We start from the raw sequence: 24,229 nt of genomic DNA, 5'->3' as shown, positions 1-24,229 counted from the left end.
CTTCGGCTCGGTGAGTTTCGGCCCCGCTTGACCGGATCGTCGAACGACGGACCAGCGTCCCAAGAACCTTGCTAACGAACGATGGATGACAAGCGATGTGCAGCCGATCAGGTATCACGCTGATCGCGAGCGGTCAGGCGACTTACCGCAAATATCTCTCCGACTTGCTGAAATCGGAATGCGGCTTTGCCGAGGTAATCGAGCGGACGTCCTTTGACCAGGCACTAAAGGCCCTCGAGGATCGCTCCGATATAACGCTGGCGTCCTTGGACCTCTCCCCCCCGATCGCTCAGCACGAAGCGAACCTGCGCCATCTAAGAACGCGGTTCTGTCAGGTTCGCATCGCCGTCCTCGCCTCATCCGACGACCGCATCGACATCCTGGGCGCTCTGCAGGCCGGCGCCCACGCCTATATCCCGAAGAGCCTCGGTAAGCTTGAGCTACTCGAAGCCTTCCGAATGATCAGACAAGACGACATCTTCGTTCCGGTCAGTATGTCGATGCTCCCCCCCAAATCGGAGGCAAGCCGCACAAGCGTAGGCCCGGAGCTGAATAAGAGCTATGCGGAGCTGACGCGTCGGCAGAAAGACGTATTTATGCTTATAAAAAGCGGCATGCGGAATAAGGACATCGCGCGATCACTCAATCTTACCGAAAACACCGTCAAGGTCCACGCCTATGCGCTCTACCGCAAACTCGGTATCAGCAAGCGAAAAGAACTGATGGAATCAATGCTTGCATTAAAGCACTGACCCAGTGCAGTTTTTCGTATCATACCTAAGCATCACAATAGCTTGCCATAGCTCTTAGAAATAACACGCCCATATCCCGCAAAAACCAAATTCCCGCTTTGCATCGAGTGATGTTTTAGGCGAATTTTCGCCAGATACCCGCAATGTCGCATGACAAACAGCACTATAATCTTGAAGAAATAAGCTTCAGGCGAGATTTAGATAAACATACTTCGCGAATTTTTGCCTCAAGATACTGCTCGAATGAGCAGATCAGCTTCAGTTAGGCGCCGAAGCAGCGCGTCAATCTCTCGGCACAACACTGTGGTTGATCAGATCCGTACGTTTACTAACTCCTAACTTGCGGTAGAGATCATATGCGAGATTTTTCACCGTACCTTCAGTAAGGCGAAGCACTTCTGCAATCTCTCTGTTCGTCTCACCCCGTCTTATTGCATCGAATATATATTTCTCTCTTGACGTCAGCTCTGACTCTGCAACTTCTTGGGTTTGCTTTCTGCTCTCCTGAGCGACCCGGCACTGGTACTGCTGCTCATCAATCACAGTCGGCAGGAAAAATCCTCCACGCGATACAATCTCGAACGCGCGACTAATCTCCGCCTTACCAAATCTTCTCGGTATGTAACCATGAACTCCAGCGTTCAAAGCAGCAAATAGCTCATTTTTATAGTTAAAATCTCCAACAATCAAGATGCGGACCGCAGGGCATACAAGAGACACAATACGCAAATTCGAATTTAATTTGTTGCCAAATTCACCATGATTGAAAACTGCGAGCGAGATTTTTGGATTATTCCTGAGGATTTTAAGAGCATCACCCGGACAATCGCATTCGATGCATTCTGAGAAGCCGCATTCATTCGTCAGCAATTCAGAGAGTCCTGACCTATACAGCCCCTCGTCGGCAACGATCAGAGCAGCACTCGACTCAGTACATTTCCTCATTCCCCACCCCTTGGCGCCAACATCATCAGGAATTTTTACACTGTCTGAAATCGTTGTCGTTTAGTACAACTGGACGCTGCGTGCTGGAAGAGCCAGCCTTCAGCGTATGTCCGATACGTACGCTGCTCTGCCGTGCAGGCATCGTTCGTCAGACTGTTGCTAGGCTTGCCGCTTTCCACTGGGGCCGGAAGCCTCAACCCACGGCAGATTTTGACTTCTTCATAGTTATCCACAGTCGTGCACAGGCTCGTTCGAAATCGGCTCAAGGCGGATTGAACCGAGACTCGCCGCGCTGTTTGTTCTCCGTCTGTTCGCATGGTGGGGATTGCCGTGCACCTCTATCGAATCGGCGAGCTACACGCGGGCTCGGAAGCGGTCATCCACGTTCCGATCCTGGGGCAGTGCCTCTGCGCGGGCTTTCCCTCGCCCGCCGACGACTTTCTGGAAGGCGCGCTGGAGCTGCCGCGCTGGCTCGCGCCGAACCCGCCCGCCACCTTCGCCTGGAACATCTCCGGCGACAGCATGCGCGGCGCCGGCATCTTCGACCGGGATCTCGCCGTCGTTGATCGCAGCCTCAAGGCTGGGCACGGCAGCGTCGTGGTCGCGGCGATCGACGGCGAGATGTCGATCAAGCGCCTCGTCATCGACGGCAACGTCGCGCGCCTCGCCTTCGACAATCCGGACCTGCCAGCCTTCGCGGTCGAGGAGCTGACCGACGGCGAGATCTGGGGCGTGGTGCGCTTCTCGATCCGTTGGCACATCGCGCGCGGCGGCCTCGTGCGATGAGCCAGGCAGCTTCGTCAGTTGCGATGGGCGGCGTACATGCGCAGCACCCAGCGTATCGACGGCCGATCGGCCCAGCGCTGGAATGCTCTCTCCACCTCTGCCGGCATCACCAACTGCCGATAAAGCGGAAGATCGACCGGACGTGCCAGCGGCGCCAGCAGGCTCGCAGCCGTGATGTCCGTGCGCCCGAACTGATCTCCATCGAGGTAGGGGCCTTCGCTCACGATCGCGTCGATCCAATCGAGCTCGCGCTCGAGCGCTTGCTCCAGCTCGACCAATTTGGCCGGCCCGACCTTCATGCTGACGCTCATCGCTTGGCGGATCGCGGGCCACGCCGTCCGCGCGACCCTTGCCTGCCACGGCGGAACGCCGTGGAGGAGGATGTCGCGTACGCCCGCACGCGGATCGTGAAGCACGCCCGAATAGACGTAGCGTCGCACGAGCGGACCAGTGCGCTTCTCAAGCCGCCGCTCCACGAGTTCGGCATCGCTCTTCAAACCAGCCCAGCTCAGGATGGCTCCGCTGCCCTGAATGACCTCGCCGACGCGGACCACGAGGATCGGCAACGTGCTGGCCTTGGCCAGCCGACGAGCGAGGGGCAGGTGGAGGAGCGGCGCCCATGCCTGCTCGGTGTAGCGCAGCGCCGCATGATCGAGACCCCAACGCGCGCGTTCGCAGAAGTGCGAGGGCGCCAACACGATCAGACGCGGCGATGGCTCCAACGGGGCGTCAGGCATTTCGCATGACCCATCTCAAGGCTGTGGCTTGGCCGGAACAGATCTTAGATCCGTCCTGTGAACTCGCACTCTCCACAAGCGAAAGGCAAGCGCACCCAGGAAAGACGACACGCGCCATCGCGCTGATAGACGGCAATTCGTTCTACTGCTCCTGCGAGCGGGTGTTCGATCCGAAGCTCGCGGCCGTGCCGGTCATCGTGCTGTCCAACAACGATGGCTGCGCCATCGCCCGGACCGCCGAGGCGAAGGCGCTCGGGATCCGCATGGGCGAGCCCTATTTCAAGATCCGCGACCTGTGCCGGCGCCAGGGCGTGCGCGTGTTCTCCTCGAACTACACGCTCTACGGCGACATGTCGGCCCGCACCAACGCGGTATACCGGGACTTCTCACCGCGGGTGGAGATCTACTCGATCGACGAGAGCTTCCTCGACCTCTCGGACGTGCGCGAGCGCGAGCGGCTGGAGCTCGCCCGCGACCTGCGCGCGACGGTCCGGGCCTGGACTGGCATTCCGACCTGCGTCGGCATCGGCCCGACGAAGACGCTGGCCAAGCTCGCCAATCACATTGCCAAGAGCATCCCCGAGCTCGGCGGTGTCTGCGACCTGACGGACGAGGACGAGCGGGCCGCTTGGCTCTGCCGGGTCCATGTCGGCGAGGTCTGGGGCATCGGACGCGCCTCGCTTGCCAAGCTCGAGGCCATGGGCGTCGACACGGTGGCGGATCTGCGCGACCTCGACCCGCGCCCGGTGCGCAAGGCCATGACGGTGGTGGGCGAGCGCATCATCCACGAGCTGCGCGGCCTCGCCTGCCTGCCGCTGGAGCTCCTGCCGGCCCAGCGCAAAGGCTGCGCGGTCACCCGCTCGTTCTCCAAGCGCATCGAGGACCGGGCCACGCTGGAGCAGGCGGTCGCGGCGCACGCGACGCGGCTCGGCGAGAAGCTGCGGCGGGGAGGGCTCGGCACCAACCACGTCAGCGTCTTCTACCACACGAGCGAGCACGACCGCGGCGAGCCGATGCGCTCGGTCTCGACCACCGTGACGCTGCCTGAGGCCACGAACGACACGCTGGCGCTGATCAAGGCCGCACGCCTCGGCGTCGAGAAGACGTGGCGCGAGCCGGGCGAGCGGCCCTGGCGCTACAGCAAGGCCGGCGTGGTGACGACGGATCTGATGCTGCTGGAGGACAGCCCACGGGCGCTGATCGGGCAGCTCGACCGGGAGCACTCCGGCCCGCTCATGGCCGCGATCGACACCTGCAACGCCCGCTTCGGGCGCGGGACTGTCGTGCCCGCCCGCGCTGGCTTGGAGGAGAAGCGCGCTTGGAGCACGAAGTTCGAGATGCGGACCCCGCGCTACACGACCCAGCTCGCCGAACTGCCGACCGCCTTTGCTTAATCTGCACCGCGAGGGCTTGAGTTCGAGATCTTGCCGCTCCGGACGGGCGAGCCATATCTGCCCTCCGGCCACCTCGCCATGGCGCTCCTCGCCGGCATCTTCCTCGGCCTTGCGGTCGCGGCGGTGGCGCGGGATTGGTGGGGGTGATGCGCGGAGCAATTCAGCTTTCCCGTCTGCCTGATTGCGGAGCGCCGCAACCACGCCAGATAGAGCTGGCCAAGTTCCCCTGGGACCGCGGCTAGGCCCTGCTAGCGGAGCTGTCCCGCCTCGCTAGTGGGGCCGATCTTCATCCCGAACTTCCAGCCCGCCCGGTTAGCCGCGGCGGGCTGTTTTGGATCTGGTCGGGAGCCTTCGGCAACATCAAGCGGGGACTACTCGCACTTAACAGCGCGAGAATATGTCCCTACGCTGTAAGTGCGAACTGCTACAATTTTTTGCCAGGAAGAACGATGGCTGAGATCATTCGGGGCACTGCGGGATCAGATCTGTTTAACTTCGATGCGGACGACGATGAGCGACTGCTCGATGCCGGTGCCGGTGACGATGTTGTCAATCTTATTGGCGATGATGATGAGGACAGCGTCCTGAACGTCATCGCGGGTGGCGGCAACGACGCCCTAAACGTCACCTACGGTTCGGGCTTCTTCCTAGGCGGAGACGGCGACGATACCCTCGACCTGAGGAATGCGGATTATCAGTTCGACGGCGGTGCGGGCAACGACACCCTCAATATCGATGCGCCTCTGAGCGACTTCGTCGTACTCTCGGCCGGCAATGTGGCGACCATCTCCCGCGGCAGCTTCGACGAAGATGACGACGACGATGATGACGGCTCGCTTGAGCCGATTCGCGACGACGATGATGATGATGGCGGTTCGGTTGAACAGGCGAGCGACGACGATGATGACGATGACGTCGTCACGGAGGCCGTTGCCGATGACGACGATGCACCGGTCGGGACGGCCGGTGCTGGGGGCGACGATGATGATGACGACGATGCGAGCGACGTCGGGAATATCCACGTAGAGACTCATTCCGTTGAGACCTACGTATTCGGTGATCTCGTCATTAAACAGGATGACGGGAATGCATTGATCGATGATCTGTTTTACCTAAGCCGATACAGCGACGTAGCTGAGGCCAATCTCGACCCTGAAGCTCACTACGCAGCCAATGGCCGGGCGGAGGGGCGTGATCCGAACGCCTTCTTCGATGTGAAGGGCTATCTCAACGCATATGCGGACGTGCGCGCTGCCGGCGCGGATCCTCTGTCCCACTATTTAGCCAATGGCGCGAAGGAGGGACGCGACCCGTCCGGCCGTTTCGACACAAAGGCGTATCTCGCCGAAAACCCTGATGTCGCGGCTGCCGGTGTCAATCCACTTGAGCATTACCTGCGATTTGGCGCTGCTGAGGGCCGGTCGGTGGTTGATGACGGCGTCTTCTTTGCCTGAGGCCCGCTGATAGGTAGCCGGACTTAAGCGACCGACTTTCCGCCGAATGTTGGCCCGCCCGGTTCGCCGCGGCGGGCTTTCTTGTGCTTGACTCAGTGCGGAATTTCGTAAGCAGAAGTGAGGTAGGACCCATTGCCTGAAAAATCCGGGCGGCTCGAACCAACGAGTTTGGGGGCAATGACGATGATCAAAACTTTTGCGGCCGGGATCTTTGGCTTCGCGATGTGTGCAAGCGCGACCGCTTTTGCTGGCGGCGCTGGAAACTACAGCGTTCAGGGCAGTAACGGCGAGCCCGGAACCGAATATACTGGGTCATTGACTATCGCGCAAACAAGCAAAGATACCTTTAAGCTCAACTGGAATATCGGTGGCGACAAGTACACGGGATACGCTGTCGGCGACGCCCGCATCTTGGCTGCTAGCTTCACCAGCGAAGGTTCGAGCGGTACGGCGCTCCTCGTTGACGACGATGCCGGCGGCTACAAGAGCATCTGGGCGTTCAACGGCGAGAAGCGGATGGGCTATGAGCTGATCAAGCCCAAGTAGCAGACCTCGTCAGCCCGCCCGGTTCGCCGGCGCGGGCTTTTTCGTGTCCGGTCTCACCTCTGCTTAACCGGGCCCTGCAACTCCAGCCAATTTACTGCTGCGAAAGCCTAGCTTTCCTTTGTGTCTGTCCCAGATCACATCTCGTTCCTGCGAAAATGTTCGCAATTGTCGGACTAGAAGCTGCAAATCAGAGCGATTTTTGGCGTGTATAATGCTGACGAATATTCCGTCCTTAGGCAGGCTGCATTCGACCTCGTAGCTTAACCCTGCCCCAATTTTCGCTCGACAGTCGGAGGAGTTCACATCGAGCCATGCCATAAGCCCGACTATTACTTCACCGCGAACCAAGCATGAATAGTTTCCTTTGGAAACACAATGTTGGGTAAGCGGCACCATTCTCGCTAGGGAAGCATTATTGTACGGATCTGCCTTCGAGAGATATCGCAAAATCTGTTGGAACGCCACATTTGCCTCAGCGAAGCGAAGTAACTTGACGTCATCGCGAGACATATAGCTACCTGCTTTAGGAAACGAACCGAGCCCGCTTGTTCGTGAAACTCACGGGATTAATGTCTCATTTTTATAAATCATGCAATGATCAGAATGCCTCGGTTGCGGGAGCCTCGCGTACGCGCGAAAATGACCCCAGGCGGTTTTCCAAAACCGCCGAAAAGCTGTTGTTCTTCAGTGCTTGGTTTTACGTCCTGGGAAGGGTCTAAGTCTTTGACATTGCGAGCAATGTCGGTGGACTCTGACTCCTCTAGTCCTGGTTCGAATCCAGGTCCCCCAGCCAAATGATCTTACAGCGCTTTTTCCTCTTCAGACTGAGAACACTTAGGCCTGGTCGGGCATCCGGTCGGGAATTTGCGTTCTCGTTTCAAGCTTCCTGATCGCCGCCAGTGCCGGATCGCGGTTCAGGTAGTGTTTGGTCCCGGTACTTGGTGGTGCGGGTTCCGGGTGAACCTAGAGGGCTCCTCCGTCCAGGCTTTGCAGATAGCTTCGTAGGGCACAAGTCGGCTACGCGCGGCCGGGCGGCCGAGATGCCCTCGTGATCGCGGTATCCCTCGGCTTCGGGCTGATCCCCATCGTGCAGCCGCAGTTCTTCCGGGCGCTGCCCGAGGTGCTTCAGCCCATCCTGAGGGATCCGATCCTGCTCACAGCCATCGCGGCGATCGTCCTCAACGCTCTGCTGGGGACAACGTCATCGCGGGCGGAGCCGGATGGATCAGGCGGAACCGCCATTGAGGGCGCGGTGGACGGCCGGAATCAAGCGGAATCCGACGGAAGCGACAGCGGGATCGGTTCGCCGGGATCGACGATCGCGGCCTCGAGCAGGTCCAGCCGATCCTGACCCCAGAACGGCTCTCCGCGATGGAAGTAGAATGGTGCGCCGAAGACCTGGCGTGCGATGGCCTCTTGCGTCAGGTCAGCCTCGCGCTCACGCAAGCCTCGTTCCTCCACGCGCAGCAGCAGGCGGTCGCCGTCGAGGCCATTGGCATCCGCGAGGCGCTGAATGGTGGCCGCGTCGCTGATGTCGAGTTCGTCTGCCCAAACCGCCTTCAGTCCGGCATGGACGAAGCCGGCGACGTCAGAGCCCTCGTCCAGGGCTGCCAGAAGGACGCGGTGGGCCACTGACGGGTTTGAGGGATAGAACTTCGGATGGAGCACGAGCGGGATCCCACGGATGCGGCGCCAGCGCTGCATCTCGACCAGGCGATAGGCCTGCCTTTGCGGAGGACGCTCCTTCACCGGCTTCCCGCCGCCCGGCGCGAAGACAGCGAGCAGGTCGACGGGCTTATACACGACTCGTGTGCCTGTCCGGTCGGTGAGAGAGCGGAAGGCGAGGCTTCCGACATAGGACCACAGCGAGAGAAAGCTGAAATAGTACTCGACGACGCGCGGGTCTGTGGTCATGGGCGGATGATCCGAGTGACGATGCTCGTCGAGCCGGGTGGGCGATCTTCCGGATCCCTGCGGCCTCTCGGCCCGGGGACGGATAACCGCAAGATTCCAGAGAACAAACCTACACTGAGGCTCCGGTCACGTCCAAGTGCGATACCGCGCAGCCAATAACAATCTTCCAACAGGCGAGAATCGGATCTAATATTTCATCGGACCTGCCTGAGGAATGATTATTGCTGTAGTTTAGAGGTTTCAGGCATGTTTAGTGGATCCGTTCGATCCAAAACCCTTGTATCGGATCTGCCAGACGATTCCTGGTGCCTGTGCGCGCGGCGGGCACAGCATCTGACTTGGGCTTTTTCGTGCAAGGCGCCTGGACTGGGTCTCGCGAGGTCAAAGACCACGATGGATTGCCCATCCTGGACCGTCGACCGCCCGTGGGGTGCGTCGCAGCCAATTCGGCCAGCCTCGATTTCGGCGCCGTCCGTCATCGCTGCCTACGCCTCGGAATCGCAGCGATGATGGCCGCCGCAATAGCTCCGGTCCGTGACCTTCGCCGGCAGCCCCACAGGCATCGATACCTGCGTCGAGCGCCGACAATTCGGTCGATCGCGGCACCTGAACATGTTCGGATTCCGCTCGCAGGCACGCGGTGCGTTCGCTCGGGAATTCTGAGGCGATCAGAATAGGCCTCAGAGGCCGGAGCGTGCTGACTTACGATATTCGGTAAACGGCGCCCGGATGGCTGTCCTTCAGGTGCGGACCGGCACCGGGAAACAGCTTCTCGCGCAGGGTCCCCTCCCGGTAGGCCGTCTTGAAGACACCGCGCGCCTGCAGTTCGGGCACGACCAGATCGACGAAGGCCTCCAGCGTCTCCGGCGCGACCGCACGGGTCAGGTTGAAGCCGTCGACATCCGCCGTTTCCGTCCAGTCGAGGAGTTCGTCGGCGACCTCCGAAGGCGAGCCGACGATGAAGGGCGCGCGTGCCCCGCGCGGACCGAACTCGGCGAAGTCCGCGAGGGCGAAGGGCCGCTCGCCGGGTGCGGTCAGGGACTCGACGAGGGATTGCATCGCGTTGGTCGCCTGGTAGGCCAGCGGCTCGTCGGGCTTGAGGCCGGCGAGGTCGATCCCCGTCCAGCCGGAGACCAGGGCGTACTGCCCCGGCGCGTCGAGGTAGCGGGCGTACTCGTCCCGCAGGTCGAGCGCCTCGGCGCGGGTCGGGGCGACGATCACCGTGGCGCCGAGAAACATGCGGATGTCGTACGGATCGCGGCCCGCCGCGCGCGCCGCCTCGCGGATGCTGCGCACGGCCTTGGCGGCGGCCGGCTTTGTGTGGCCGTTCAGGAAGATCGCCTCGGCGTGGCGGGCCGCGAACAGGCGCCCGCGCGACGAGGTGCCGGCCTGGTAGAGCACCGGGGTCCGCTGCGGCGAGGGCTCGCTCAGGTGCCGGCCGTCGACCCGGTAGTAGGGCCCCTCGTGACGGACGCGATGCACCCCGGCGGGATCGGTGAAGACGCCGCGCGCCGCGTCACGTAGCACCGCGCCCTCCGCCCAGCTCCCCTCCCAGAGCTTGTAGGCGGCCTCGAGGAAATCCTCACCCGCCTCGTAGCGGATGTCGTGAGCGCGCGCCTCGCCAAGCCCCATGCCGCGCGCGCCGCTCTCGAGGTAGCCGGTCACGATGTTCCAGCCGACGCGGCCCCCGGCAAGGTGATCCAGGGTCGAGACCCGCCGCGTGAAGGTGAAGGGGTGCTCGTAGGTCAGGTTCGCGGTGACGCCGAAGCCGAGATGCCGTGTCGCCTGGGCCATTGCCGGCACGAGGAGGAAGGGGTCGAGGTTCGGCGCCTGCGCGGCGCGCGCGAGCGCCGTCTCGGCGCCGCCGCCATAGACGTCGTACTGGCCGATCACGTCGGCGAGGAACACGCCGTCGAACAGCCCGCGCTCGGCCGTTCGGGCGAGGGAAACCCAGTAGTCCAGGGTGTTGTAAGCGGCGCTCGCGTCTCGCGGATGACGCCACAGCCCCGCCCAGGTGTGGCCCGGCGCGGCCATCTGGAAGGCGTTCAGCAGCAATTCGCGATGCCGGGGCATGGGAGGGTTCCATCGAGGGGGGCGTGCGGTGCGGCGGCTCCGTCGGAGGCGCTGGCCGGGTGGACGTGTAGATCCGTAGACGGGCAAAACATATTCGGCGCACGATCTCGATCAACAAGAACCTTATTTTGTGTTTTTACGCTCATACAGTCTAATATTATCAGTAATAGAGCATAGATGGAACCCTGAACTCTCGCGACACCTCAGGTTGGTTTCTGATCGAGGGCCGCCGGGCGCCACTTCCTGTGGGCGAAAATTCGCCCGAATTTTAGGCCAGCGAGAGCATGGCCTTCTGCAGAAAGCCGGGCAGACCAAATAAAAAACCACGCGAGGAATGATAATTTAAGGAACAGATTATCATGAGGGGAATCTTCCAACCTTGGAGAGATGGGCGGTATTCTGCGAAATATCTCGGGCTGACGATCTGCTGGAACAATGGATACGTTCTGTATATAGAACGCGACCCAGGGAATCTGTCCGGCATCTGCGGACCGGGCGCGACACCGTTGGGAGTGCGAGATGGCATCACGAGGCATCCAGGGGCTTGCAGGAGCGGCGCTCGGCCTGGTCCTGACGGCCGGCGCGGGGCTCGCCGATCCCGCGCGGTCCGGGGGCACGCTCACGGCGATCGTGCAGCCTGAACCCGTGGTCCTGACGGCGGCGGTCAACACGGCCGCTCCGACAGGGGTCGTCAGCGGGACGATTTTCGACGGGCTCGTCGATTACGACCGCAACCTCAAGCCGATCCCGGCGCTCGCCACCTCGTGGGAAACTGCCCCCGACGGCCTCAGCCTGACCTTCCACCTGCGCCCAAACGTGAAGTGGCACGACGGCCAGCCCTTCTCGGCGGCGGACGTGAAATGGACGCTGGAGAACGTCTGGACCAAGGTCCATCCGCGCAACCAGGTGACCTTCGGGAAGGTCTCGGCCGTCGAGACGCCGGATCCGCTCACCGTGATCCTGCGCCTCAGCCAGCCGTCACCCGCGATCCTGTCGTCGCTTAACAGCAACGGCGCGCAGATCCTTCCCAAGCATCTTTACGAGGGCACCGATCCGCTCTCCAATCCCTACAACAACAAGCCGGTCGGCACCGGTCCGTTCAAGTTCAAGGAATGGAGCCGCGGCAACCACATCGTGCTGGAGCGCAACCCCGATTATTGGGATGCGGGCAAGCCCTATCTCGACCGCGTCGTCTTCCGCGTCCTGCCCGACGCCGCCGCCCGTGCCGCGGCCCTGGAGAAGGGCGAGGCGCAATACGCCCCCTTGAGTCCGGTGCCGCTGAAGGATGCCGCCCGCCTCGGAGGGCTGCCCAACCTGCGCGTCGAGACCTCCGGCTACGAGTGGCTGTCGCCCTGGCTGTTCGCCGACTTCAACGTCGAGCGCGGGCCGCTCAAGGATGTGCGGGTGCGCCGCGCCCTCGCGCAGGCCATCGACCGGGCGGCGCTTGCCCGGGTGGTCTGGTTCAATTTCGGAACGCCCGCGACGAGCCCGGTGCCCTCCACGCTCGCCGACTTCCACGCCAAGGACGTGCCAGTCTATCCGTTCGACACCCGGCGAGCTGAGACGCTCCTCGACGAGGCCGGATGGGCGCGCGGCGCGAACGGGACGCGCTTCAGCCTCGACATCGACTACATTCCCTACGGTGACGACTTCAAGCGGACGGCTGAGTTCCTGAAGGCCTCCCTGCGGCGCGTCGGCGTCGAGGCCAATATCCGCAGCCAGGACACGCCGAGCTATACGCGCCGGATCTACGGCGACCGCGATTTCGACATCGCCATCACGTGGTTCGCCGCCTTCTCGGATCCGCAGGTCGGCGTCACCCGCGCCTATTGGTCGGCCTCCGTCGGCAAGAACATTCCCTGGACGAACGGCTCGGGCTACCGCAACCCGGAGATCGATAGCATCATCGCGGCGGTGCAGGGGGAAGCCGATCCGGCCAAGAGGCAAGACCTGTTTCGGCGCTTCCAGGAGATCGTACTCACCGACCTGCCGACCCTGCCGCTGCTTGAGCTCAAATTCTTCACGGTCGAAGCGGCCGCGCTGCGCCACGGCGCCCGCGGCGATCAGGTCTACGGAAGTTTTCGCGATTTCCGCTTTGAGAATCCGGCCCCCGGCCAAACCCGCGCCAGCGCCAACTGAGTGAGCGGGTTCCGATGCAGATGCGCGTGGGCGGCCCGCTGGCCGCAATTCGACGCTTCGGCCAGATGGTGGCGGTGGTGGTCGGCATCGCGGTGATCAACTTCTTCCTGCTGCACTTGGCGCCGGGCGATGCCGCCCAGGTGCTGGCAGGAGAAGCGGGCTCGGCCACGCCGGAATACATCGCGGCGCTCCGCGCCCAGTTCGGTCTCGATCAGCCTCTGGCAGTGCAGTTCGCCAAGTACCTCGCCAATGTGCTGACCTTCGATCTCGGCTTCTCGTTCCGTCAGGGACTCCCGGTGTCGCAGCTGATCCTCGACCGGCTCGGGCCAACGCTCGTCCTGATGGGGGTGAGCATCACCTTCGCGGTGCTCGTCGGGGGCACGCTCGGATTCGTCGCGGCCCGCCATGCCGGCCAGCCGCTCGATACCGCGATCTCGGTTCTGGCGCTCCTGTTCTACGCGACGCCAGTCTTCTGGATCGGCGTTATGCTGATCGTCGTGTTCTCGGTCTGGCTCGACTGGCTGCCGGTCGGCGGTATGGCTGAGATCGGGACGGGCCTCACCGGCCTCGCCCATCTGGTTGACGTCGCCCGACACCTCGCGCTCCCGGCCTTGACCCTCAGTCTCTACTACCTGGCGATCTACACGCGCCTGACCCGGGCCGCGATGCTGGAGGCCTACGGCCAGGATTACGTGCGCACCGCCGTCGCCAAGGGTGTCCGCCCGCGCCGCATCGCGTACCGGCACGTCCTGCGCAACGCGCTTCTGCCGGTGGTGACGCAACTCGGGCTGCAGCTCGGCGCGATCCTGGGCGGCGCAGTCCTCGTCGAGACGGTCTTCGCCTGGCCGGGCCTTGGGCGTCTCGCCTTCGAGGCGCTGTTCCAACGCGACCTCAACCTACTGCTCGGCATCCTGCTCTGCAGCTCGGTCGTGGTCGTGCTCGCCAACCTCGCGGTCGACCTGCTCTACGCGGTGCTCGATCCGCGGACCGCGCGGGCCTGACGCCATGGCCGGTGTGCTCACGCTTCCAGCGACCGGACCGCGCCGGGTCGGGCTTCTCGCTCGCCTCGCGCGGCGCCCCTCGGCCTGCATCGGCTTGGTCCTGCTCGGCCTCGTCGCCGGGGCGGGCCTGGCTGCGCCTGTCCTCTTTCCCGGCGATCCGCTCGACATGGTCGGCGCCCCGCTGCAATGGCCAGGCACCGATCCGGCCTTCCCGCTCGGCACCGACATGCTCGGGCGCGACATCGCCGCCGGGATCGCGCACGGCGCCCGGATCTCGCTGATGATCGGCGCGGTCGCGACCCTGGTGGCGCTCGTCATCGGGGTCGGGATCGGGGCCGCCGCGGGCTATTACGGCGGGCACATCGAGGCCGCGCTGATGCGGCTCACCGAACTCTTTCAGACCATTCCGCCCTTCCTGTTCACCCTGGCGATCGTCGCGGTGCTGCAGCCCTCCATCCCGACCATCGTGCTGGCGATCGGGCTGACCGGCTGGCCGGCGCTGGCTCGGCTGGTCCGCGCCGAAGTGCTGCGCCTGCGCGACGGCGAACTCGTCCAGTCCTCGATCGTGATCGGCGCCTCGGACGCCCGCATCATCGGGCTCCACATCCTGCCGAACGTGCTCGCCCCGGTGATCGTCTCCGCCTCGATCCTGGTGGCGAACGCTATCTTGACCGAGTCGAGCCTCGCCTTCCTGGGCCTCGGCGATCCGAACGTCGTCAGCTGGGGCGCCATGGTGGGCGCCGGGCGCGAGGTGATTCGCACGGACTGGTTCGTTGCAGCGGCCCCTGGGCTCGCGATCGTCGCGGCGGTGCTCGCCCTCAACTTGCTAGGCGACGGTCTCAACGACGCACTCGACCTGAAGCGTGAGCTGCGATGAGCGCCGACTCACCCGTCCTGCAGGTCGAAGATCTCAGAATTGCTTTCCGCGAGGGCGCTGCCGAGCGGGCGGCCGTTCACGGCATCGGATTCTCGGTGGCCGCCGGGGAGACCCTGGCGATCGTCGGCGAATCCGGCTGCGGCAAGTCGCTCACCGCCTTTGCGCTGCTCGGCCTGCTGCCCGGCAACGCTCGGGCCCGCGGCCGCGTCCGCTTGGAGGACCACGACATCCTCGGTCTCCAGGGCGAGGCAATGCGGCGTCTGCGCGGCGCGCGCATCGCCATGATCTTCCAGGAGCCGATGACGGCCTTGAACCCCGTCCTCACGGTCGGAGCGCAGATCGTCGAGGCGATCCGCGAGCACGATGCGGTGAGCGCCGCCGAAGCCCGCGCGCGCGCGGGCGCGCTTCTCGCGCGCGTCCGCATTCCGGACCCGGAGCGCCGCTTCGTCGAGTATCCCCACCAGTTGTCGGGCGGCATGCGCCAGCGGGTGATGATCGCGATGGCGCTCGCCTGCTCGCCGGCCGTCCTCGTCGCGGACGAGCCGACGACGGCCCTCGACGTCACGGTGCAGGCGGAGATCCTGGACCTGATCGACGACCTGCGCCGGGAGACCGGCATGGCGGTCGTGCTGATCACCCACGATCTCGGCCTCGTGGCCGAGCATGCCGACCGGGTTCTGGTGATGTATGCGGGCCGCGCCGTGGAGACCGGCTCCGCGGCGAGCCTGTTCGCCACGCCCCGCCACCCCTACACGCGCGGCCTCATCGCGGCCCGCCCGCGCATCGGGTCCGGGGCGCGGCAGCGGCTCGCGGAGATCCCGGGCCAGGTGCCATCGCTCGGCGCGGTGCCGCGTGGTTGTGCCTTCGCGCCGCGCTGCCCGGCGGCCGGCGCTCCCTGTCGCGAGACCCTACCGCTCCTGGAAGCCGCTGGCGCCGCGGCAGAGCGGGTTGCCTGCCTCCGCTGGAAGGATCTTCATGCTCCAGAGCAATCCCCTGTATCGCTCGACGCCTGAGCTCAAGGCAAAGCCGCTGCTCGCCGTCGAAGATCTCGCGGTCCATTACCGGACCGCGCGCGGTACGTCGCGGGCGGTGGACGGGATCTCCCTGGAGATCCACCAGAGTGAGACCCTGGGACTGGTCGGCGAGTCGGGCTGCGGCAAGTCCACCTTGGGTCGGGCGATCCTGCGTCTCGTCGAGCCGAGCCGAGGCTCGATCCGCCTCGACGGGCGAGAACTCGTGGGGCTCTCACAAACGGCCCTTCGAGGCGAGAGGCGGCGCCTGCAGATGGTGTTCCAGGACAGCGGCGCCGCTCTCGACCCTCGCTGGACCGTGGGCCAGCTGATCGAGGAACCGCTGCGGGTTCACGGCATCGGCTCGCTCGCCGAGCGTAGGGCGCGGGTCGCGCGGCTCCTCGCCGATGTGGGGCTTCCGGCCGATGCAGCGGCGCGTTACCCGCACGCGTTCTCGGGCGGTCAGCGCCAGCGCATCGGCCTTGCCCGCGCAATTGCCCTCGAACCCGATCTCGTGGTCTGCGACGAGCCGGTCTCGGCCCTCGACGTCTCGATCCAGGCCCAGATCCTGAATCTCCTGCACGACCTGCAGGCACGGCGCGGCGTCGCCTTCCTGTTCATCAGCCACGATCTCTCCGTCGTCGAGCACGTCTCCGACCGGGTGGCGGTGATGTATCTCGGCCGGATCGTCGAAATCGCTGCGCGCGAGGCGCTGTGGCGGGCGCCGGCTCACCCGTACACGCGCAAGCTCCTCGCGGCCGTCCCGTCGCTTGAGCGTCGGGGCCGGAGGGCCGGGCGCGGAATCGATCATCACGACACGCTGCCGAGCCCCTACTCACCCCCCTCGGGGTGCCACTTCCATCCGCGCTGCCCGATGGCGGTGGAGCGCTGCAGAGCGGAGGTGCCGTCGCTGCGAGTGACCTCCGGAGCAGGCCATCGCGTTGCCTGTCACCTCGCCTGAGCGTCAGCCCCCAGCAAGCAGCGCCGGGCCGCCACGAATCCGGTCATCCCGGCACGCGGGCAGGGTGAGACCGCCTCCACCGAGACTGACGCTTCGATCTGGCCCTCAGCGACACGGGCGGCGACAATCTCCTAGACGGCCGCCTCGCAGGCGTCGCGCGGCCCTTAGCTTAACCGGTGACATGCCTTTCCAATGGAGCGGCAGTAACCGACGACGTTGTGCTCGCATTCCAGGCCAGACCTTGGAAGTGCAAGCGCCTCGGCGCGCGGAGTCGGTCAACACCTCCGGATTGGCGCTCGCAACCGGGTTCATCGGCGCCCAGCCCGACGATGTGGCCCGGCCGGAAGACCGTGATCGGGACGCCGGTCCTCCGCGCCTCGCGCAAAAGAAGGCTCGATGGTGGCCATCTTCGTCCCGTACTCACCGAACGTGACCAACCGGTCGTCCTCTGACGCGGGCGCGGCCGTGTTGTTGTCTGAGATCCAGATGGTCCCACGCTGGTGGTCGTGCTCGATCGGCTCGCGCAGGGTCTCGCCCCTCGATATACGTCGTGGGTGTCGAAGCGCTGGTTCTTGCCGGGGCACCGACCTCAGCGCTTGTGTCTGCCTCAAGCCGCGGGAGCGTTCAAAGCGCCCCGGCCAAGGAACAACATCCTGATGTTGTGGCGGCCATTGCTGTGTCCGTTTCCAGCTCGTGAGCGGACGTCCGAAGCGAGGTCGAAGGTCCGCAAGGGGTCAGCATTTCGCATTCCACTTGTTCGACGACGCGCTGTGAGTCGATCCTGGCGTATCCGCGCCGAAGGATCCGGGATGCCCGAGGTCCTTATGCGGCACGCGCAAGCTCGGCAGTGATGTGCTTCGCCGACGGCGTGACGATGGCCACGAATTGCGCCTCTCGCAGGCGCCGGAAGGGCTCGGAGCCCTCTTGATAGCCACGGGCGCCGAACTGAAGCATCGCAGCCTGCGCCGCTTCGAGCGCGAGCCAGGAGACTTCGAGGCGTAGCCTCAGCACGTCGAGGAAGGTCGTGCGGGCCGGGTCGGCGTGCCGGTCCGCCAAGGCTGCCACCCGTGCGTGCAACCCCTCCGCACGATCCTCGATTGCTGCCGGCCCGAGCGGCAGGGCGGCCGCCTGCTGTCGACCGCGAACGTCCGCTCGCATCAGGGCGACGACGCCCCGGGCAAGGCCGAGGCCCATTCCGGTCTGGAGCAGGACGAAGCCATTGCGGATCTGCGGCACGAAGGTCGAAGCGTCGGGTGCGATCACGTCGACATCGGGCACGAAGGCGTCTCTCACCAGTACCGTGTAGGTGCCTGTACCCTCCAGCGCCACGAAGCGCGTGTTGGCGACAAGCCCCACCGTCTCCGTGCCCGCGGTGAGCACGGCCATGACCCGGGTGCCGTCCTCCAAGGCGAAGATGGCGGCGAAGCGGTGTCCCGGCGCAAGATTCGAGACCCAGGGTAGCCGCCCCCGCACCCGGTAGCCGCCCTGCACCCGCAGGGCGTTGAGTGCCAGAGGCTCGATCCCCGAGAATGACTTCATCGGGTTCGACAGGCCGGTGCCGCCGAGCCGAGCTCCGCTTGCGACAGCCGCGACTTGGTCAGCAGCGCCGGCTTCCTCGCTGCGGGCGAGGTACCAGACCAACGCGTCCTGGCACCAAGTGCAGAAGGCGGTGGAGAGACAGGCGGTCGCGACCTCGCTCATTGCATCGACCGCTCGCACGAGGCCCTCCGTCGAGCCGTCGACGTGGTGCGTGAAGGCGCCCGCGGAGCCCAACGCGCGCAGCACCGCCTCCGGGTAGAGGCCACGATCAATCGCTCCGACCTGCGGTTGCAGGGCGGAGCGCACGATTTCCGCGACGTCGGGGGCGCGTTCCGGTCCGAGCGAGAGAGCTGCGCTCATCCTGCCTCTCAGGCCCGGGCCAGGGTGACTGCGACCGGGTTCTTCACGGTGTTGAGGACAGGCGACCACAGCGCGGCATGGGCGACGAGTTCGTCGAGTTCCGCCGGGCTCGCGCCCTCGATGTCGAGATGAGCCTTCAGCCGCACGGCCGTCAGCCCGACCGACTTCGGCGAAAGGTCGCCGGTACCCCAGACGGAGGTGATGTTGATGTCGCCCTCGCTCTCGATCTCGATGCCACGCACGACCCAGCCCCGCGCGACGGCGTTGGCCTGGATGCCCACCGCCACGCAGGTGCCGAGCGCCGCGAGCAACGCCTCGGTCGGGTTCGGGGCGGTGTCGTCGCCCAGCAATCCCGGCGGTTCGTCGACGATGTGAGCGTCGAGGTTGCGTACATAGTTGAGGTGGCGGAAGCGGCGCCCCTCGGCGACCGTGCGGGCGCGGACGGTACGCACGGCGCTCGGATCGGCGCGACCCTTCTCGGATAAGGCGGCGAGCGCGTCGCGGTCGATGGGCTCGAAGGTCTGGATGATTTCACGTGTGGCCGAAGCAGTCATGGGAAACTCCTCAGGTTGCGGGTATCCAGCGGGCGCGGGCGGCGAGGCGCCCCAGGCCGCTGTCGAGGGCGTAGCCGATCAGTCCGATCAGCAGGACGAGGGCCGCAAGCCGGTCGTAGGAGAGGGTATCGCGAGCGTCGTTGATGGCGTAGCCGAGGCCGCTGGTAACCCCGAGATACTCGGCCGGCACCAACACGATCCAGGCGACGCCCAGCGACAGGCGCAGGCCCGTCAAAATGTCCTGGAGCACGGCCGGGACGATAATCCTCCTCAGAGTGCCGACGCGGCTCGCGCCGAGGTTGCGTGCGAGGGTGAGCCAGATGGGGTCGATCCGTTTCACTCCGGCGGCGGTGGAGAACAGGATCGGCCAGATGGCGGCAGCGGTGATGAGGAAGACGATGGCACCGTCCCAGTTCGGGAAGGCCAGCACCGCCACCGGCATCCAGGCTAGCGGAGAGACCATGCGCAGGAGCTGGAACGGCGGCTGCAGCGCGCGCTCGGCCAGGGGAGAGGCACCCATGAGCAATCCGAGCGGCGCACCGAGCAGGAAGGCGACGAGCAGCCCCTGGCCAACTCGCAGGAGACTCGGAGCGGCGGCCCGCCAGGCCTCGCCGGAGGCGAGGAGTTCGGCGAAGGAGGCGAGTGCCGGGCCCGGCGCGAAGCCGGCGAAGGCGGAGTAGGCCGGCACGCTCACCAGCACGAGGCCGGCGGCGAACCACATGAGCCCGAGACCGGCGAGCCCGAAGAGCGGCGCGAGCCGGTCGAGTGCGGGGCGGAGCCCGGCCCGGCGGCGCGCCGGGTCCGCCGCGACACCTCCCTCGACGGCGAGGGCGGTGGGAAGCGCGCGCCCGCTCACAGGCTCAAGGTTTCCTGGCGGGTCAGCGCGACCGGATCGGCGGCGCCCGGCCATTCGGGGTAGCGCTTCAACGAGGCCGCAACGAAGCGATCGTCGACGAGGTCCCGTGCCACGAAATCTGGGTCGAGCCCCTTGAGGAACGTGGCGTCGCCCTCGACCAGGGTCTTGCCCATCGCCTCGACGATGAGCCGTGTCGCGGAAGGATAAGGCCAGGGCTGGAAGTCGATGCGGCTCGCAGCCCAGTCGCGGTGGCGGATCGCCCCGCTCTGTTCGTAGGCGGGCCCGTAATCGGTGGTGGCCTTGATGACCACGTCGGCCGGCATCGGCAGGTAGCCGCGGCCATCCTTCGAGATCAGGCGGGCGACCTCTTCGCGGTTCTTCACGCAATAGACCTGCGCGCGCACGATGGCGTCGACCGCCTTGCCCGTCCATTCGGGGTTGCCCGTCACCTGCCGCTCGTGGGCGACGACGACGCAGCAGGGATGGTTCTTCCAGATATCGCCGGTAAAGCGCAGCATCCGCGCCCCGGCCTTGAGTTCGCCCAGCGCGTTGAACGGCTCGGCGACGATGTACCCGTCGATCTTGCCCGCCGCGAGCGCCGCCGGCATCTCGGGGGGCGGCAGGATCTGGAGGGCGCACTCGTTCGGTCCGGGCCCGCCGCGGATCACCGGCGTCACGCCGGATTCACGCAGCGCGTATTGCAGCACGACGTTGTGCATCGAGTACCAGTAGGGCACCGCGACGCGCTTGCCCGCGAGCCCTCGAAAGTCCGCGATGCCGCTTTTTCCTCCGACGACGATGCCGGAGCCGTTGGTGTGGGCCCAGGCCAGGACCTTGACCGGAAACTTATTGTTGTAGCGCATCCAGACGGGGATGGGCTTCAACAGATGGGCGAGGTTGAACTTGCCGGCAGCAAAACCCTCCACCAGTGCCGACCATGAGCGCACGGGCGTCGGCTCGGCGACCTTGAGGCCGGCGTCCTCGAAATAGCCCTTGGCGTGGGCGACGAGCAGCGCGGTCGCGTCGGTGATCGGCAGGTAGCCGATGCGCACGGTCTCGTCGTCGGCCGCGTGGGCGGTCCGACCCGAGAGCGCCAGCGCTCCAGCACCGAAGAGCGCGGCGAGCCCGCCGCGGGCGAGCGCGTCGAGGGTGTCGCGCCGGGTCCAGTCGGCGCGCGCCCATTCATGCGTCCATAGGGCGGAGAGGTCGTCGGGGGCGCTCATCGGGTCTCGTGAGGGTTCGGAAAACGGATCAGGCAGCGGCACGCTCGGGGGCGGATGGGCCGAGGCGGCGGCGGAGCTCCGCCTCGGCGTCGTCCGACAGCAGGAAATCGTCGGAGACGCGGGCCGGGCGCCCGCTCAGCACCACCGCGCGCTGGGCCAGGGCGGCGACGTCGGCGAGGTCGTGGGTGACGACGATGAGGGTGAGGCCGCGCTCGCGGGCGAGCCGCAGCACGTCGGTGCGCAAGGCGCCGCGCATCTCGGGATCGAGCGCCGAGAACGGTTCGTCGAGGAGCAGGATGCGCGGCCGGCTCGCGAGCGCCCGAGCGAGCGCCACCCGCTGCTGCTGCCCGCCGGAGAGTTGGTGCGGCTTGGCTTGCGCCCGCTCGGCCAGGCCGAGATCGTCGAGAAGGCGGTGGGCTTCCGCCGCGCTGTCGGCCCGCTCGCGCCCGAGCCGCCCGGCGAGGCGGGCGGGCAGCAGGACGTTGTCGAGGACGCTGGCCCAGGGGAGCAAGGCGGGGCGCTGGAACATCACGGTGCAGCCCGGCACCGGCCCGCGCACGGGCGCGCCATCGACCCGCACGGTGCCGGAGGACGGCGCGACGAGCCCGGCGAGGATCTGCAGCAGGGTCGACTTGCCCACACCCGAGCGACCGAGGATGCCGACACGCTCGCTCGGTCGAACTGCGAGATCGACCCGGTCGAGCACCGAATGCCGGCCGTAGCGGTAGGCGACGGCCACGAGGGAGAGCTGGGGGCTGGAGCGTGTCATCGATCCGGAAAACTGGGCGCGGCCGCACCGCCCCCGGCCGAACGAGCCGACGATCGGCACCGAGGGCCGCGTAAGGCCAAAATGACCGATGAGAGACGGGAATATCAATGGATACAAAATCTAAACATTGCGCCAACTCGGCGAGATTATTCTTTGCGACCAAGAGATGAAGATAGATTGCATCGTTGCCTGCTCCCAACCAGATCGCGTACAAGACCCGCCGCTTCGTGAACGACGACTTTCAGCCGCCGAAGGTGACGGCGAAGATGGAGATCCGGCGGCGCCGCCTGGGTGAGATCCGCGAGGATCTTGAGACCTGCATGGTCGCCCGCGACAGCCACGAACCGATGCGGGCACTCGAAGCTTTCTCGATCCGCGACTGCGCCGGGACGGTCGCCCGCGCCTCGCTCCAGCGCACGGGAGCCGCTCGGGCCTCTACCACAACCGCACCGACTTCCCGGGCAAGAACGACGCAGAATGGTTCTGCCACACGATCTTGCGGAAAGTGGATGGGCGCGGAGTCAGCGAGCAGATGCGGCTCAGGCGGGCTGGCCGAGGATCCCCAGGATCTCGCGGCGCTGGCGCACCAGTTCTGGATCGTCCCGGTGGCGCGGATAGGGCCGCTCGACAGGGATGTCGGCCCGGATCGCGGCCGGGCGGTCGGAGAGCACGACGACTCGCTCGGCGAGCACCAGCGCCTCCTCGACATCGTGCGTGACGAGGAGCGCGGTGAAGCGCGCCTTCTGCCAGAGGCGCAGGATCTCAGCCTGCATGGCGAGCCGGGTCAGCGCGTCGAGCTTGCCGAGGGGCTCGTCGAGCAGGAGCAGGCGGGGCTCGTTCACCAGGGCTCGGGCGAGCGCTGCGCGCTGGGCCATGCCGCCCGAGAGCTGGTGCGGATAGACCTCGGCGAACCCATCGAGACCCACGAGGCGCAAGGCCGCGTCCGCACGGGCCGCTCGCTCGCGGCCGAGGCCCCGCGCCTCCAGGCCCAGAGCCACGTTCCCGCGCACCGTGCGCCAAGGATAGAGGGTAGGGTCCTGGAAGACGAGGAGACGCGATGGATCGGGCCCGGTCACCGCCGTGCCGTCGACCGCGATGCGGCCCGCGTCCGGCGGCTCCAGGCCGGCGACGAGCCGCAGCAGGGTGGACTTGCCGCAGCCCGAGGCGCCGAGCAGCGCCACGAAGCGGCCAGGCTCCACCGTGAGGCTTACCCGCTCGAGCACCGGCAGGGGAGTGCCGCGGATGTCGAAGGCATGGGAGACGGTCTCGACCGTCAGCCGGGCACCGCCCCTCCCGGGGTCGATCTCGGCGGCGGGGCGCTCGCGCGTTGCGGCTACCATTGCACCAGCCCCTTCTGCCAAGAGAGGACCCGGTCGCGCAGGCGGAACAGCAAGGTGATCAGCCCGGAGCACATCAGTGCCATCACGATCAGCGCCGCGTACATGTTGGCGTAGGCCGCCCAGCCTTGCGCCCATTGCAGGTACCAGCCGAGGCCGGACTTCACGCCGAGCATCTCGGCCACCACCAGCACCGCGAAGGACCCGCCGAGCCCCATGAACAGGCCGACGAAGACGTGCGGCAGCGCCGCCGGGATCGCCACCCGCAGGACGAGGAAGGCCGGCGAGGCGCCGAGGGTGCGCGCCACATCGAAATAGGCCTTGTTGACCCCTGCCACCCCCGACCAGGTCAGTACGGTGACGGGGAAGCCCGTGGCGAGCGCGACGAGAAAGGTGCTCGCCGACCACGAGGAGGGAAAGACGAAGAAGGCGAGCGGCAGCCAGGCGGTCGCGGGCAGCGGGCCGACGAAGCGCAGGATCGGATGCGCCCAATACCCCACCGTCTTCGACCAGCCGATGGCGACGCCCGCCGCGAAGCCGAGCGCGGCCCCGATCAGGTAGCCGCCGGCCAGCAGCTTCAGCGAGTTCAGGATGCTGCCGCCGAGCTTCGGCCAGTCTTCCAGGAAGACCTCCAGGATCGCCTGCGGCGGCGGGAAGAACGGCATCGGCAGGAGCGCGAACTTCGCGGTCACGAGTTCCCAGGCGAGGAAGGCGAGCGCCAGCACGGCGAGCCAGGGTGTCCAGTGGGCCAGGGACGCGCCGAACCGCCCAAGCCGGTTGGCGAACGCCGCCGCGAGCGGCGTCGCCGCTCCGAGGAAGAGGGCAGCGCCCGCGAGCGTGGCTGTGTAGGGGAAGTCGCCCTCTTCCGGCAGGGCGTAGGTCGCCCCCGCGAGCGCGAGCCAGGCCGCCCCCACCGCGAGGGCGCGCAACGGCAGATGCAGGAAGCGATGGCTGGTGCCTTGCGGGATGGTGCCCACGAAGCTGGTTAGGCTTGTCATGCGG

21 protein-coding genes and 1 pseudogene are annotated in these 24,229 nt (G+C 65.8%); 11 read left to right on the top strand and 11 right to left on the bottom strand.

Annotated elements, in window-relative coordinates; translation table 11 throughout:
- Positions 1–95 precede the first annotated feature (95 nt).
- Positions 96–752: a LuxR C-terminal-related transcriptional regulator gene (locus F6X53_RS10960; protein ID WP_151000057.1), complete on the top strand. Its 657-nt coding sequence runs from the start codon at positions 96–98 to the stop codon at positions 750–752.
- Between the two features lie 282 nt (positions 753–1,034).
- On the opposite strand, the gene F6X53_RS10955 is transcribed toward F6X53_RS10960, so the two are convergent.
- Positions 1,035–1,622, bottom strand: a complete 588-nt coding sequence (locus F6X53_RS10955) for a response regulator transcription factor (RefSeq protein WP_191970794.1) — start codon at positions 1,620–1,622, stop codon at positions 1,035–1,037.
- 405 nt (positions 1,623–2,027) lie between these two features.
- On the opposite strand from F6X53_RS10955, the gene F6X53_RS10950 reads away from it, so the two are divergent.
- Entirely contained in the window at positions 2,028–2,483 is a 456-nt protein-coding gene (locus F6X53_RS10950) for a LexA family protein (RefSeq protein WP_151000055.1), read from the top strand.
- A gap of 14 nt (positions 2,484–2,497) precedes the next feature.
- Here F6X53_RS10950 and F6X53_RS10945 read toward each other — a convergent pair whose 3' ends face one another.
- Positions 2,498–3,220 (bottom strand): glutathione S-transferase family protein, encoded by a 723-nt coding sequence (locus F6X53_RS10945; RefSeq protein ID WP_151000054.1) that lies wholly within the window; start codon positions 3,218–3,220, stop codon positions 2,498–2,500.
- A 116-nt stretch (positions 3,221–3,336) separates the two neighbouring features.
- On the opposite strand from F6X53_RS10945, the gene F6X53_RS10940 reads away from it, so the two are divergent.
- From F6X53_RS10940 to F6X53_RS10930, 3 genes are all read left to right on the top strand, one after another.
- Positions 3,337–4,614 (top strand): Y-family DNA polymerase, encoded by a 1,278-nt coding sequence (locus F6X53_RS10940; protein ID WP_244965556.1) that lies wholly within the window; start codon positions 3,337–3,339, stop codon positions 4,612–4,614.
- Between the two features lie 449 nt (positions 4,615–5,063).
- Complete coding sequence (locus F6X53_RS10935; protein WP_151000052.1) at positions 5,064–6,068, top strand: hypothetical protein; 1,005 nt, start codon at positions 5,064–5,066, stop codon at positions 6,066–6,068.
- 177 nt (positions 6,069–6,245) lie between these two features.
- Complete coding sequence (locus F6X53_RS10930) at positions 6,246–6,614, top strand: hypothetical protein (RefSeq protein WP_151000051.1); 369 nt, start codon at positions 6,246–6,248, stop codon at positions 6,612–6,614.
- Positions 6,615–7,880: 1,266 nt separating this feature from the next.
- On the opposite strand, the gene F6X53_RS10920 is transcribed toward F6X53_RS10930, so the two are convergent.
- The gene (locus F6X53_RS10920) at positions 7,881–8,528 is read right to left on the bottom strand and encodes a 2-hydroxychromene-2-carboxylate isomerase (protein ID WP_151000050.1); all 648 of its coding nucleotides are present in this window, start codon (positions 8,526–8,528) and stop codon (positions 7,881–7,883) included.
- A gap of 702 nt (positions 8,529–9,230) precedes the next feature.
- Positions 9,231–10,601 (bottom strand): LLM class flavin-dependent oxidoreductase, encoded by a 1,371-nt coding sequence (locus F6X53_RS10915; protein WP_151000049.1) that lies wholly within the window; start codon positions 10,599–10,601, stop codon positions 9,231–9,233.
- 519 nt (positions 10,602–11,120) lie between these two features.
- Here F6X53_RS10915 and F6X53_RS10910 point away from each other — a divergent pair.
- Genes F6X53_RS10910 through F6X53_RS10890 form a run of 5 tightly spaced genes read left to right on the top strand, consistent with a single transcriptional unit; the run spans position 11,121 to position 16,589 of the window.
- Entirely contained in the window at positions 11,121–12,740 is a 1,620-nt protein-coding gene (locus F6X53_RS10910) for an ABC transporter substrate-binding protein (protein ID WP_151000048.1), read from the top strand.
- A 14-nt stretch (positions 12,741–12,754) separates the two neighbouring features.
- On the top strand, positions 12,755–13,741 hold the full coding sequence (locus F6X53_RS10905; RefSeq protein ID WP_306426597.1) for an ABC transporter permease: 987 nt from the start codon (positions 12,755–12,757) through the stop codon (positions 13,739–13,741).
- Between the two features lie 4 nt (positions 13,742–13,745).
- The gene (locus F6X53_RS10900) at positions 13,746–14,618 is read left to right on the top strand and encodes an ABC transporter permease (protein WP_151000047.1); all 873 of its coding nucleotides are present in this window, start codon (positions 13,746–13,748) and stop codon (positions 14,616–14,618) included.
- The gene (locus F6X53_RS10895) at positions 14,615–15,631 is read left to right on the top strand and encodes an ABC transporter ATP-binding protein (RefSeq protein WP_151000046.1); all 1,017 of its coding nucleotides are present in this window, start codon (positions 14,615–14,617) and stop codon (positions 15,629–15,631) included. Before F6X53_RS10900 ends, F6X53_RS10895 begins: the two co-directional genes overlap by 4 nt.
- On the top strand, positions 15,594–16,589 hold the full coding sequence (locus F6X53_RS10890; RefSeq protein WP_151000045.1) for an ABC transporter ATP-binding protein: 996 nt from the start codon (positions 15,594–15,596) through the stop codon (positions 16,587–16,589). The genes F6X53_RS10895 and F6X53_RS10890 overlap by 38 nt, the downstream gene beginning before the upstream one ends.
- Before the next feature lie 822 nt (positions 16,590–17,411).
- Here F6X53_RS10890 and F6X53_RS10885 read toward each other — a convergent pair.
- The 5 genes from F6X53_RS10885 to F6X53_RS10865 are packed head-to-tail and all read right to left on the bottom strand — an operon-like array spanning position 17,412 to position 21,890.
- Positions 17,412–18,488, bottom strand: coding sequence for an acyl-CoA dehydrogenase family protein (locus F6X53_RS10885; RefSeq protein WP_151000044.1), 1,077 nt, complete (start codon positions 18,486–18,488; stop codon positions 17,412–17,414).
- A gap of 8 nt (positions 18,489–18,496) precedes the next feature.
- Entirely contained in the window at positions 18,497–19,042 is a 546-nt protein-coding gene (locus F6X53_RS10880; protein ID WP_151000043.1) for an OsmC family protein, read from the bottom strand.
- A gap of 10 nt (positions 19,043–19,052) precedes the next feature.
- Positions 19,053–19,898 (bottom strand): ABC transporter permease, encoded by an 846-nt coding sequence (locus tag F6X53_RS10875; RefSeq protein ID WP_151000042.1) that lies wholly within the window; start codon positions 19,896–19,898, stop codon positions 19,053–19,055.
- Positions 19,895–21,121: an ABC transporter substrate-binding protein gene (locus F6X53_RS10870; RefSeq protein ID WP_151000041.1), complete on the bottom strand. Its 1,227-nt coding sequence runs from the start codon at positions 21,119–21,121 to the stop codon at positions 19,895–19,897. The genes F6X53_RS10875 and F6X53_RS10870 overlap by 4 nt, the downstream gene beginning before the upstream one ends.
- Before the next feature lie 28 nt (positions 21,122–21,149).
- Positions 21,150–21,890, bottom strand: coding sequence for an ABC transporter ATP-binding protein (locus tag F6X53_RS10865; protein ID WP_151000040.1), 741 nt, complete (start codon positions 21,888–21,890; stop codon positions 21,150–21,152).
- Between the two features lie 194 nt (positions 21,891–22,084).
- Between F6X53_RS10865 and F6X53_RS33140 the strand changes: the two are divergent.
- A pseudogene (locus tag F6X53_RS33140) lies at positions 22,085–22,422 on the top strand (fumarate reductase/succinate dehydrogenase flavoprotein subunit); the annotation flags it as partial.
- Positions 22,423–22,429: 7 nt separating this feature from the next.
- Here F6X53_RS33140 and F6X53_RS10855 read toward each other — a convergent pair.
- Both F6X53_RS10855 and F6X53_RS10850 read right to left on the bottom strand, forming a co-directional pair.
- Entirely contained in the window at positions 22,430–23,230 is an 801-nt protein-coding gene (locus F6X53_RS10855; protein ID WP_151000039.1) for an ABC transporter ATP-binding protein, read from the bottom strand.
- A complete protein-coding gene (locus tag F6X53_RS10850; protein WP_151000038.1) occupies positions 23,224–24,225 on the bottom strand; it encodes an ABC transporter permease in 1,002 nt (333 codons plus the stop codon). The genes F6X53_RS10855 and F6X53_RS10850 overlap by 7 nt, the downstream gene beginning before the upstream one ends.
- Positions 24,226–24,229: the final 4 nt, after the last annotated feature.

Source organism: Methylobacterium soli (genome assembly GCF_008806385.1).
GTDB classification, from domain to species: domain Bacteria; phylum Pseudomonadota; class Alphaproteobacteria; order Rhizobiales; family Beijerinckiaceae; genus Methylobacterium; species Methylobacterium soli.
This window is presented reverse-complemented; position numbering and strand designations above follow the sequence as displayed.